Origin of the sequence: Bacillus vallismortis (genome assembly GCF_040784915.1) — a bacterium.
GTDB classification, from domain to species: domain Bacteria; phylum Bacillota; class Bacilli; order Bacillales; family Bacillaceae; genus Bacillus; species Bacillus subtilis_G.
The window spans coordinates 3,678,968-3,690,887 of the sequence record NZ_CP160797.1 but is presented as its reverse complement, the minus strand read 5'-3'; the positions used below and the strand labels follow the sequence as shown (position 1 = coordinate 3,690,887).

11 protein-coding genes are annotated in these 11,920 nt (G+C 42.6%); 9 read left to right on the top strand and 2 right to left on the bottom strand.

Going from position 1 to position 11,920, the window contains the following annotated elements:
• Window positions 1-57 precede the first annotated feature (57 nt).
• The 6 genes from tuaD (at window position 58) to ABZM97_RS18420 (ending at window position 6,931) form a co-directional block, all read left to right on the top strand.
• Entirely contained in the window at window positions 58-1,443 is a 1,386-nt protein-coding gene (gene tuaD / locus ABZM97_RS18445; protein ID WP_087991583.1) for a UDP-glucose 6-dehydrogenase TuaD, read from the top strand.
• 86 nt (window positions 1,444-1,529) lie between these two features.
• Entirely contained in the window at window positions 1,530-2,996 is a 1,467-nt protein-coding gene (locus ABZM97_RS18440; protein WP_367387054.1) for an O-antigen ligase family protein, read from the top strand.
• 28 nt (window positions 2,997-3,024) lie between these two features.
• Window positions 3,025-3,705: a Wzz/FepE/Etk N-terminal domain-containing protein gene (locus ABZM97_RS18435; protein ID WP_087991566.1), complete on the top strand. Its 681-nt coding sequence runs from the start codon at window positions 3,025-3,027 to the stop codon at window positions 3,703-3,705.
• Window positions 3,706-3,729: 24 nt separating this feature from the next.
• A complete protein-coding gene (locus ABZM97_RS18430; protein ID WP_202327954.1) occupies window positions 3,730-4,488 on the top strand; it encodes a glycosyltransferase family 2 protein in 759 nt (252 codons plus the stop codon).
• Window positions 4,489-4,516: 28 nt separating this feature from the next.
• A complete protein-coding gene (locus ABZM97_RS18425) occupies window positions 4,517-5,710 on the top strand; it encodes a glycosyltransferase family 1 protein (protein ID WP_367387506.1) in 1,194 nt (397 codons plus the stop codon).
• A 144-nt stretch (window positions 5,711-5,854) separates the two neighbouring features.
• Window positions 5,855-6,931, top strand: a complete 1,077-nt coding sequence (locus ABZM97_RS18420) for an MraY family glycosyltransferase (protein WP_087991564.1) — start codon at window positions 5,855-5,857, stop codon at window positions 6,929-6,931.
• Window positions 6,932-7,002: 71 nt separating this feature from the next.
• Here ABZM97_RS18420 and ABZM97_RS18415 read toward each other — a convergent pair whose 3' ends face one another.
• Both ABZM97_RS18415 and ABZM97_RS18410 read right to left on the bottom strand, forming a co-directional pair.
• Entirely contained in the window at window positions 7,003-8,115 is a 1,113-nt protein-coding gene (locus tag ABZM97_RS18415; RefSeq protein WP_087991563.1) for an LCP family protein, read from the bottom strand.
• A gap of 2 nt (window positions 8,116-8,117) precedes the next feature.
• Window positions 8,118-8,768 carry a YigZ family protein gene (locus ABZM97_RS18410; protein WP_087991562.1) on the bottom strand — a complete coding sequence of 217 codons (651 nt, stop codon included), beginning with the start codon at window positions 8,766-8,768 and terminating at the stop codon, window positions 8,118-8,120.
• A gap of 216 nt (window positions 8,769-8,984) precedes the next feature.
• Between ABZM97_RS18410 and degS the strand changes: the two genes are divergently transcribed.
• From degS to ABZM97_RS18395, 3 genes are all read left to right on the top strand, one after another.
• A complete protein-coding gene (degS, locus tag ABZM97_RS18405; RefSeq protein WP_087991561.1) occupies window positions 8,985-10,142 on the top strand; it encodes a two-component sensor histidine kinase DegS in 1,158 nt (385 codons plus the stop codon).
• Window positions 10,143-10,224: 82 nt separating this feature from the next.
• Window positions 10,225-10,914: a two-component system response regulator DegU gene (gene degU, locus ABZM97_RS18400; protein ID WP_003219701.1), complete on the top strand. Its 690-nt coding sequence runs from the start codon at window positions 10,225-10,227 to the stop codon at window positions 10,912-10,914.
• A gap of 97 nt (window positions 10,915-11,011) precedes the next feature.
• Window positions 11,012-11,857 carry a DegV family protein gene (locus ABZM97_RS18395; protein ID WP_087991560.1) on the top strand — a complete coding sequence of 282 codons (846 nt, stop codon included), beginning with the start codon at window positions 11,012-11,014 and terminating at the stop codon, window positions 11,855-11,857.
• Window positions 11,858-11,920 lie beyond the last annotated feature (63 nt).

The following is an 11,920-nucleotide window of genomic DNA, read 5'->3' as shown; positions in this document are numbered from 1 at the left end:
AAGAAACTGCGACCAATATAAAGAGGACAATCATTTTACAGGAGAGGGATGATCGCTGTGAAAAGAATAGCTGTCATTGGAACAGGTTATGTAGGACTCGTATCAGGCACTTGCTTTGCGGAGATCGGCAATAAAGTTGCTTGCTGTGATATAGATGAATCAAAAATCAGAAGTCTGAAAAATGGGGTAATCCCGATCTATGAGCCAGGGCTTGCGGACTTAGTTGAAAAAAATGTGCTGGATCAGCGTCTGTCCTTTACTAACGATATCCCGTCCGCCATTCGGGCATCTGACATTATTTATATTGCAGTCGGAACCCCAATGTCCAAAACAGGTGAAGCTGATCTAACATACGTCAAAGCGGCGGCGAAAACGATCGGTGAGCACCTGAACGGCTATAAAGTTATCGTAAATAAAAGCACAGTCCCGGTTGGCACAGGAAAACTGGTTCAATCTATCGTTCAAAAAGCTTCAAAAGGAAGATACTCCTTTGATGTTGTATCTAACCCTGAATTCCTTCGGGAGGGCTCAGCGATTCATGACACGATGAATATGGAGCGTGCCGTGATTGGCTCAACAAGCCATAAAGCCTCTGCCATTATTGAGGATCTGCACAAGCCTTTCCACACTCCTGTCATTAAAACAAACTTAGAAAGTGCAGAAATGATTAAATACGCCGCAAATGCGTTTCTGGCGACAAAGATTTCCTTTATCAACGATATCGCAAACATTTGTGAGCGAGTCGGCGCAGATGTTTCGAAAGTTGCTGATGGCGTAGGGCTTGACAGCCGTATCGGCAAGAAGTTCCTAAAAGCAGGTATTGGATTTGGCGGCTCGTGTTTTCCAAAGGATACAACCGCACTGCTTCAAATCGCAAAATCAGCTGGCTATCCATTCAAGCTCATTGAAGCTGTCATTGAAACGAACGAAAAGCAGCGCGTTCATATTGTAGATAAACTCTTAACTGTTATGGGAAGCATCAAAGGAAGAACCATTTCCGTCCTCGGATTGGCCTTCAAGCCGAATACAAATGATGTGAGATCTGCTCCTGCTCTAGATATTATCCCGATGCTGCAGCAGCTGGGCGCACATGTAAAAGCATACGACCCGATTGCGATTCCTGAAGCTTCAGCAATCCTTGGCGAACAGGTCGAGTATTACACAGATGTGTATGATGCGATTGAGGACACAGATGCATGCCTGGTTTTAACGGATTGGCCGGAAGTAAAAGAAATGGAGCTCGTAAAAGTGAAAACTATCTTAAAACAGCCAATCATCATCGATGGGAGAAATTTATTCTCACTTGAGGAGATGCAGGCAGCCGGATACATTTACCACTCCATCGGCCGTCCCGCTGTTCGGGGAACGGAACCTTCTGACAGGTATTTTCCGGGCTTGTCGCTCGAGGAATTGGCTAAAGACTTTGGGAGTGTCAATTTATAAAAAGAAAAAGTGTTACTTGGGTTGAAACTGTCGGCTGCTTAGGCTCGGCCGCCGGCTCCTGAAACATCAGGAAAGGGGTTAAACATGTGAGTATCAAACGTTCAGCGGACCATACGCTTACATTATTGGCCGCTGCTATATTTGGGATCATCCTATTGCTGGGAGCCAATCGCACACATACAGGTTTCATGCAGATGGCTGCCGTGCTCGCGGTACTGGTGATCGGGCTGTTTGCGCTAGCGCTTGCAACCGCATTTACAACAAAAGAACGGCTCTTTATGGCTGTCATCTATATTTTGATCGCCTGCACTTTTTTAAATAATGCATTTTTCGCGATTCATCTTGGTTTTTTCAGTTTGTTCCTTTACAGGCTTCTGCTCCTTGCAGCGGGATGCCTCCATGTGATCGGTATGATTCGGAACCGGACACATATTGAAAAATGGAACGGACTGCAAGTGAAAGGGATCTTGCTCTTTTTCGCCTTTTGGTTTATATACGGCCTTGTTTCCCTGCTGTGGGCCAAGTCGGTGACAGCCGGCATCAAATATTTGGCTTTATTGGCTATGGGTATCTTCTTCATTTACCTCATTGTCATGTACGTGCAAAAAATGGAGCAGCTGATGATGGTTTATTGGATATGGCTTGTCATGACAGTGTTTCTGATGATCATCGGTTTTTACAATCACATGACCCATCACCATCTCCCGAGTTCAACACTGTACAGCGGACCGGAATATAAGCAGCATTATCCGACATCTGTCTTTTTTAATCAAAATGACTTTGCGACCTTTTTATCGATCAGTTTCTTTTTTTACATCACGATGATGAAAAACATAAAGAATGGATACCTCAAGGCGATTGGCCTTGTGCTCTCGCTCTGTGCGCTGTATTTAATTTTTGCTACCGGTTCAAGGGCAAGCCTTCTCGGCATTTTTGCAGGCATTGCTGTCTACATTTTCATTGTTTTGCCGCCTGTTCTCAAGAAAATGGCCATATGGGTGTCAGCGGCAGGGGCTGCCATTTTTGCAGTTCTATTCGCCAGCCGGATTTATTCAAAGTTTTGGGAGCTGTTTATGGCTCCGCAGACGCTGCATTCATTTCATGACAGGCTTCCATCCAATGTGGGCCGGGCCAATCTGCTGAAAAACGCGTGGCATTTTTTCCTTGATTCATACGGATTCGGAGTCGGAGCAGGGAATGTATCCTATTATCTTGAGCACTATGCTTTATATGATACTGACGATGTGACAGAGGTGCACAACTGGCTCGTTGAAATCCTTGCTAACTTTGGCTTGTTCATTATGCTGGGATATCTCGCCGTTTATGCCTACCTTATATGGGTGCTTTATAAATTTTATGAAAGAAAATTAGAAAAGCAGTCAAAACTGATCATAGAAGGGCTTATTACTGCTCTGGTCAGTTTCTTGGCATCAAGTATCAGCCCAAGCTCTGTTTCAAATTTATTTTTCCATTGGGTGTTTCTGGCCCTCGTCATCGCCGCTGTGAATGTGTTAAGACGATCCAGACAGATGCCTGAACCGGTGTACAGATAAACAGACTACAAAAAGCAGGGAGACTTATATGAACGATATATTGATAAAAATAGCCCGTCGGATGAAAAAAAATATCATTTGGATCATAGCGGTGCCAATTATATTAGGTGCGGCGGGGTATATCCTGCCGTCCCAGATCGCTGACCAAAAGCGCTATACAGCTGAAGACACTTTAGCTGTGGGGAGTTATGATCATCCGGTTTATAACAACATAGAGGAGATTCCCCTTTTGCTCAAGAGCGACTCTTTTTTGAAGGAGGCCCTTCCTGATGAAAAGGCTGAAGATTTGGCTGAGATTAAGGAGAAGCTTACCATCAAAGCCGAATCCAAATCTTTACTGACCTTGGGCTATAGCGACGAGGATAAGGGTAAAACGGAATCCGTCTTAAACGCCATTTCCTCCACCTTTCTCAAAAACGATCAAAAACTGTACGCAGAAAGAGAAGCCGTCATCCGCCGCAGTATAGACGCGCTCGAAGGCGAGACGGTGAGTGAGGATTCCAAAGTGGATAAAGAGAGATTTTTGTATGAGCTGCAAAATACGCAGCTTAATCTGAAAGCGGCCAGTGTCACTGATTCTGAAACCGTAAGTGAGGCGGCTGGCGGCGGAATGTCCCCGAAAAAGAAAGCGGTTCTTGGCGTTATGATCGGTCTCACAATTGCCTTTATGTTCGTTGTCATTCCTGAATTTTTTAGAGAGTCCTTTTAAAATCATACCGATGGAGATGTGATCATGACTTATTGGAAACCTCTTGTATCTGTCATTACACCTTCTTATAATGCGCGTGACTATATTGAAGACGCGATTCATTCAGTGTTAGATCAGAGCCACTCCCATTGGGAAATGATTATCGTGGATGATTGCTCAACGGATGGGACACGCGGCATTTTGAAGCAGTATGAAGAAAGAGATGAAAGAATTCATGTGGTGTATCTGGAAGAGAACAGCGGAGCTGCGGTTGCCCGCAACAAAGCATTGGAGCGTGCTCAAGGACGATTTGTAGCATTTTTGGACAGTGATGACACATGGAAAAAAGACAAACTCGAAAAGCAGCTTGATTTTATGATGGAGCGCTCCTGTGCGTTTTCTTTCACAGGCTACAGCTTAATGGCGCAGGACGGAACCCCGCTCGATAAATATATTGATGCCCCGGAAAGGCTGACGTACGATGACGCCTTGAAAAATACGATTATCGGCTGCTTGACGGTCATGATTGACAGGGAACAAACGGGACAAATCCAAATGCCGAATATCAGAACGCGGCAGGACTTGGCCACATGGCTGTCTCTTTTAAAAAAAGGGTTTACCGCTTATGGGATGAATGAATGCCTGGCTGAATATCGGCTTGTAAATAACTCGATATCCAGCAACAAATGGAAGGCTGCGAAAAAAACGTGGTTTGTCTATAGAGAGATCGAACGGCTTCATCTCATCAAAGCAACATGGTGTTTTGTTCAATATGCAAAAAACGCGGTGAAAAAAAGATTATAGCCGCAAACAGAGAGAAAAGGTGATGAAGGTGGAAACAAAAGAAGCAATCATTCATGTCATCGTTGCCACTGCTGAATGGGGAAAAGACCAATTGAGATACAGGCGGCACCGGCTGGCGGAATTTTTAGCTGCTCAGGAGGAAACGAAGGAAGTCATTTGGGTTTGTCCGGCTCCGCGAACCCAAGGGAATGAATTTCAGCAAGTTCATTCAGGCATCAGGCAATTCGCTGTTAAAGACTTGCTCCAGAAAAAAATGTTTCGTTTCGGACGATATACAGATGTTTTTTACAGACATAAGCTATCACCATTACTTGATAAGCTGACTTCTGCTTCTGCAAACGGTGAACGCTGCTGTTTATGGTACACGTTTCCCGGATTCCCGCTGCTGTCTTCGCTGTATTCTTGGGATCAAGTGATTTATGATTGCAGTGACTTATGGGCGGCGCCGATCAGCGGACGTTCAAATCTGCTGTCTGAACTCCGGCGAAAAGTCATTAAATCGGCAGAGCTGAGAATTATACATCGTGCAGATTCCATAACCTGTTCATCGGATTATCTCCACCAAGAAGTAGACAAAAAACTGACTGCGGGACGAGAAAAGGTGCATACTGTCGAAAACGGTGTGGAATATGAGCTGTTTTCTGCAAATAAAGCGGCTCCCGATCGGAGCATATTGCAGGGAAGAGAAGGAATCGTATTAGGTTTTATCGGGGGAATTAAGCCTAAACTGGATTTTAAAATGATTGAAGAAGCAGCGCTCCAAAAGCCTGATTGGACATTTTTATGGGTTGGTCCTGATGCCACTAATGGCGATGTCTCGTTTCAAGAGCTGCTGAGGCTTCCCAATGTGATATGGACCGGTCCGGCGGAGCCAAAAGAAGTTCCGCATTATATGGAGCTTATCGACATCGGCATTATGCCATATAAAAACTCATCGTATAATCAAGCCGTTTTTCCGTTAAAACTATTTGAATTTTTAGCGGCTGGAAAGCCTGTCGTCGGCTCTAATCTTCCATCGACTTCAAAAATGCAGAAGCCTTATGTATACGAATATGTAGAAGGCGATCATCCGCTTGATTTTATCGCCGCGTGCGAAAAAGTGTTTGGCCAACACGGGGATGAAACGTATAAAGAAATGCGCCGAAACATCGCCCGCGCAAAAGATTGGAATTGTTTATTTAAACAAATCATGAAATATACAGGGATTCAAAAACATGCGTAGTCCTATAAATTGGGATGCGCGTTTTTTGATTATACGTGTTTCTTTTTGATGAAGCTTGTTATAATAACTAGGGAGAAGGTATAATGGAAGGAACGGTTCTCTATATAAATAAAGACTTTATTTAATCCCAAAGGAGACTTCTTTATGCTTGACGAACGCATGATTCGCATTGTTGTTGCGTTTATTGTCTCGCTGCTGACAGTTTTAATCATAACCCCAATCGTAAAAAGGATTGCGATTAAAATAGGTGCAGTTGACCAGCCCAGCAATCGAAAAGTACATGACAAAATCATGCCCCGGATGGGCGGGCTGGCCATATTTATCGGAGTGGTTGCAGGCGTGCTTGCATCCGGTATTTACACAGAAACAAAAATGACGGCTATTACAGTCGGAGCATTCATCATTATTGTGTTAGGTATTCTTGATGATAAATATCAATTAAGTGCAAAAGTTAAGTTTTTGATTCAATTAGGTGTAGCCATTATGATTGTAAGCACCGGCTTAAAAATGGACTTTTTCTCAGTGCCTTTTTTAGCAGAACGATTTGAGTTAGGCTGGCTGGCTTATCCGCTGACAGTATTATGGATTGTCGGCATCACAAACGCGATTAACCTGATTGACGGATTGGATGGCCTTGCTGCCGGTCTCTCTGTTATCGGCCTGTCAACGATCGCCGTTATGGCGCTATCCGGCGGAAAAGTACTCATTCTGTCACTCTCACTGGTGGTTATCGCCAGCACGCTTGGATTTTTGTTCCATAACTTTCATCCGGCCAAAATCTTTATGGGTGATACAGGATCACTTTTTTTAGGGTATTGTATTTCGATTCTTTCATTATTAGGCCTGTATAAAAGCGTAACATTGTTCAGTATCGTTATCCCGGTTATTATATTAGGTGTGCCGATTTTTGACACAACATTTGCTATCGTCAGAAGAATTTTAAACAAACAGCCGATTTCGGCACCCGATAAGTCCCATATCCACCACAGACTGATGGCCTTTGGCCTATCACACCGGATGTCGGTCATTGTGATTTATCTCATTGGATTCATTTTCAGCATCAGTGCAATCGTGCTTAAAAGTGCCACAATTTGGCTCTCTTTGTTTATTATCTTCGTTTTAATTATTTTTATGCAAATCATAGCAGAAGTGACAGGACTCGTGAATGAAAAATTTAAGCCGTTTACGAAATTTTATAAACGGCTGGTGAAGAGAAATTAAAAACTCCGGCTGAAGACGCCGGAGTTTTTTTCTGCGCAAAAATGCCCGATCTTTATAGGACCGGGCATTTTTTAATAGGATGAATCAGTTGTTGAATTCGTTGTACTGTTTGAGCTTGTGCTGCTGTCATTCGAATACGTTGTACCGTCAGTTGTTGTGCTTTCATCTGTGCCGGTGCTGCTTGTATCTGAAGAATAATCTAAATGCTCTTGGAGCGTTTTTCGGACAGTCTCCAGATTTGTGGCGTCTGGTTCAAAATAATACGTGTTGTTCGCCCCTAAATATAAATCGGATCCTGTAATGCTCAACGTGTCGATTTTCTTGCTGGTAAAGCCGCTGTAAATCTGCTGCAGCGCTAAACCTTCAGTAATGCGAATATTGGTTTCAACGTTTTCGCTTGCTTTTTCTGCGATTTTATCAATCTTAGCAATGTTGCTTGCGCTTGACATTTGGTCAATCAGTGCATTTAAGATTTGTTTCTGTCTGTCATTACGGCCAAAGTCTCCGCGTTTATCTTGTTTTCTCATACGGGCATACGCCAAGGCTTCTTCGCCGTTTAAATGCATCTCGCCTTTTTTGAAGTAAATCCGTTTGCTTTCGTTTACATCACTTTTTTCATCAAAATCGAAAGGCACATCTACATCAATGCCGCCGACTTCATTAATGACATCTTTAAAACCGTCAAAATCAACTGTGACATATTTATCGATCGGGATTTGCAAGAAGTTTTCAACAGTTTCAACTGTCTCATCTTTTCCGCCTTTGCTGTAAGCAGCATTAATCTTTGTTTTGCTTCCGGTTGTGTCACTGGCTAACTGCACTCGTGTATCACGCGGAATGCTCAGCATTTTCATGGTTTTATTTTTGGGATCAAGGGTAACGACAATAAGAGAGTCTGATCTCCCTTTTTGTCCTTTGGTCGCGTAATCCTCTATTCCCATAAATAAAATAGAAAACGGTTTTTTCTTCATATCTACAACTTCGCTGCGAAGATTTGATTTATTTCCGCGGGAAAGAGCATCATATGAATCATCCGCAGCGCTAATGGTTTTATAAAGTTTATATCCTCCAAGCCCTACGACCACCAATAATGCAAGGGCGAACAATAACATCATTCTTTTTAAAATTTTCCTGCGTTTGCTCTTTTTCTTTTTTCGCACACGCACTCTAACGCGTTCAGCCATTATTAAGTCTCCTTTATGTGATTGACGGCTTTTTCAAGATACGTCAACTCTCCCTCTTTAATATCACTCTTTCCATTTGTCAGTTCTGTCATCCACTCAGAAAATGCGTTTGTTTCTTTTTCTTCGACGTATGTTTCGAATACAACATTTTCGGCATAATGGATTTCCTTTAACAGAAATTGTGATTCTCTTAGTTCATTTTCAATCTTGCCAAGCCACGTGTAATCCGCGGAAGTGTGCATGACGCGCATAAGCTTTCGTTCTACAACACCTATATGATTTAATCCTTCAGACACTGATTTTCCATAAGCGCGAATTAATCCGCCGGCCCCAAGTTTAATGCCTCCGAAATATCGTGTAACGACGGCGCAAGTATCCTTAAGGCCGCGTTTTTTTAATACCTCAAGCATCGGCACTCCCGCTGTACCGCTTGGTTCTCCATCATCATTGGCTTTTTGGATATGATCGTTCTCGCCAATGACGTAAGCCGAGCAATTATGAGTCGCATTCCAGTGCTGTTTCTTTATTTTCTGTATAAATTCCTGTGCCTCTTGTTCGGTAGAAACACGGCTTAAATGACAGATAAAACGCGATTTTTCTATAACAATCTCGTGTTCTCCTGTTTCTTTCACAGTAAAATAGCTGTGCAGCATGCTTGCTGACCCTCCTGCTAAGCATAAAAGACTGCCTATACAAATTCGTACAGTCTTTAGAATTTTTGTGCGTATTTTGGTATCATAAAGAATAGAAGGTATATAAAATTGTTTTTTTCTAGAATATACGCATTCTTTCATTATAATTCGACATAAATTGCAGATCAATTACATTTATAATAAAAATATATAACAACGCCGTGACGGAGGGAAATTATGAATAAAACAAAGATGGATTCCAAAGTTCTGGATTCTATTTTGATGAAGATGCTGAAAACCGTTGACGGGAGCAAGGATGAGGTTTTTCAAATCGGGGAGCAGTCACGCCAGCAGTATGAACAGCTGGTTGAAGAACTGAAACAAATTAAACAGCAGGTTTATGAAGTCATCGAGCTTGGCGATAAACTTGAAGTGCAAACCCGTCATGCGAGAAACCGTTTATCCGAGGTCAGCCGCAATTTTCATAGATTCAGTGAAGAAGAAATTCGCAATGCTTACGAAAAAGCCCATAAGCTGCAGGTAGAATTGACGATGATCCAGCAGCGTGAGAAGCAGCTGCGCGAACGCCGGGATGATTTAGAGCGCAGATTGTTAGGCCTTCAGGAAATCATTGAACGGTCTGAATCATTAGTAAGCCAAATTACAGTTGTGCTCAACTACTTGAATCAAGATTTGCGCGAAGTCGGAATGCTTCTTGCTGATGCTCAGGCAAAACAGGATTTTGGCTTAAGAATTATTGAGGCGCAGGAAGAAGAAAGAAAAAGGGTCTCCAGAGAAATTCATGACGGACCTGCTCAAATGCTGGCAAATGTGATGATGAGATCGGAATTAATCGAGCGGATTTTCCGTGACCGCGGCACTGAGGACGGTTTCCAAGAAATTAAAAATCTCCGTCAAAATGTGCGGAATGCCCTTTACGAAGTGAGAAGGATTATATATGATTTAAGACCGATGGCCCTTGATGACCTAGGCCTGATTCCAACTTTGAGAAAATATCTATATACAACAGAGGAATATAACGGTAATGTCAAAATACATTTTCAGTGTATCGGTGACACAGAGGATAGGCGGCTTGCGCCCCAGTTTGAAGTGGCGCTCTTCAGGCTCGCACAGGAAGCTGTGTCTAATGCGCTAAAGCATTCCGAATCTGAAGAAATTACTGTCAAAGTTGAGATCACAAAGGATTTTGTGATTTTAATGATAAAAGATAACGGCAAAGGGTTTGACCTGAAGGAAGCGAAAGAGAAGAAAAATAAATCATTCGGCTTGCTGGGCATGAAAGAAAGAGTAGATTTATTGGAAGGAACCATAACAATAGATTCGAAAATAGGTCTTGGGACATTTATTATGATCAAGGTTCCGTTATCTCTTTGACTATGATTTGTAAAATAGAGCCAAAAGGCATATTGACCGAAAGCTAGAGTATATAGAACAATAATACAAGGAGGCGTGGCTTGTGACTAAAGTAAACATTGTTATTATCGACGACCATCAGTTATTTCGTGAAGGTGTTAAACGAATATTGGATTTTGAACCTACCTTTGAAGTGGTAGCCGAAGGGGACGACGGAGATGAAGCGGCTCGTATTGTCGAGCACTATCATCCTGATGTTGTGATCATGGATATCAATATGCCAAACGTAAATGGCGTGGAAGCTACAAAACAGCTTGTAGAGCTGTATCCTGAATCTAAAGTAATTATTCTATCAATTCACGATGATGAAAATTATGTAACACATGCCCTGAAAACCGGCGCGAGAGGTTATCTGCTGAAAGAGATGGATGCTGATACATTAATTGAAGCGGTTAAAGTAGTTGCCGAGGGAGGTTCTTACCTTCATCCGAAGGTTACTCACAATCTCGTTAACGAATTCCGTCGTCTTGCAACAAGCGGAGTTTCTGCACACCCTCAGCATGAGGTCTACCCTGAAATCCGCAGACCATTACATATCTTAACTAGACGGGAATGTGAAGTGCTGCAGATGCTTGCAGACGGAAAAAGCAACCGCGGTATCGGTGAATCATTGTTTATCAGTGAGAAAACCGTCAAAAACCATGTGAGCAATATTTTGCAAAAAATGAATGTAAACGACCGGACGCAAGCCGTTGTGGTCGCCATTAAAAATGGCTGGGTAGAAATGAGATAGTATAATACGAGACTTGCCTTTTATTAGGCAGGTCTTTTTTTAGGCTGCCGTTTCGCTTACAATAGAGTTATAAAGCAATAAGGCAGGTATCGAAGCTATGAATATTGCAGTCGTAACAGACAGTACAGCATATATCCCGAAAGAAATACGTGAACAACATCAAATACATATGATCCCACTCCAGGTTGTGTTTGGGGAGGAAACTTATCGTGAAGAAATCGAATTGGACTGGAAAAGCTTTTACGAGGAAGTAAAGAAACATACTGAGCTTCCGACGACTTCTCAGCCGCCAATCGGCGAGCTGGCTGCTTTGTATGAAGAGCTTGGCAAGTCTTATGATGCGGTTATCAGTATCCATCTTTCCAGTGGGATCAGCGGAACATTCAGCAGTGCGGCAGCGGCTGACGCAATGGTTGACAATGTTGAAGTGTATCCATTTGATTCAGAGATCAGCTGTTTGGCTCAAGGCTTTTATGCTCTTAAAGCTGCTGAATTAATCAAAAATGGAGCCTCATCACCGGAAGATATCATAAAAGAACTGGAAGAAATGAAAAAGACAGTTCGGGCGTATTTTATGGTAGATGATTTAGCGCATCTTCAGCGGGGCGGACGATTAAGCAGCGCCCAAGCCTTTATTGGGAGTCTTCTAAAGGTAAAGCCTATTCTTCACTTTGACAATGAGGTAATTGTGCCTTTTGAGAAGATTCGCACACGTAAAAAAGCAATTTCACGAATTTATGAGCTTTTAGACGAAGATGCGAGTAAAAGATTGCCTATGCGTGCTGCGGTTATCCACGCTAATCGAGAAGAAGAAGCAGCGAAAATCATTGAAGAGCTTTCTGCGAAATACCCTCATGTTGAATTTTATAACAGTTATTTTGGCGCGGTAATCGGCACTCATTTGGGTGAGGGCGCGCTGGGAATTTGCTGGTGTTTTCAATAACGTAAAATCTCCGTTTTAGCAGCGGAGATTTTTTTATATTCTTATTTTCACCGCTGGACAGAA

Bases quoted from the DNA above. Each gene is read 5' to 3' on its own strand.
- ABZM97_RS18435 (WP_087991566.1), top strand. From the start codon at position 3,025: ATGAACGATATATTGATAAAAATAGCCCGTCGGATGAAAAAAAATATC.
- ABZM97_RS18430 (WP_202327954.1), top strand. From the start codon at position 3,730: ATGACTTATTGGAAACCTCTTGTATCTGTCATTACACCTTCTTATAAT.
- ABZM97_RS18420 (WP_087991564.1), top strand. From the start codon at position 5,855: ATGCTTGACGAACGCATGATTCGCATTGTTGTTGCGTTTATTGTCTCG.
- ABZM97_RS18415 (WP_087991563.1), bottom strand. From the start codon at position 8,115: ATGGCTGAACGCGTTAGAGTGCGTGTGCGAAAAAAGAAAAAGAGCAAA.
- ABZM97_RS18410 (WP_087991562.1), bottom strand. From the start codon at position 8,768: ATGCTGCACAGCTATTTTACTGTGAAAGAAACAGGAGAACACGAGATT.
- degS (WP_087991561.1), top strand. From the start codon at position 8,985: ATGAATAAAACAAAGATGGATTCCAAAGTTCTGGATTCTATTTTGATG.
- ABZM97_RS18395 (WP_087991560.1), top strand. From the start codon at position 11,012: ATGAATATTGCAGTCGTAACAGACAGTACAGCATATATCCCGAAAGAA.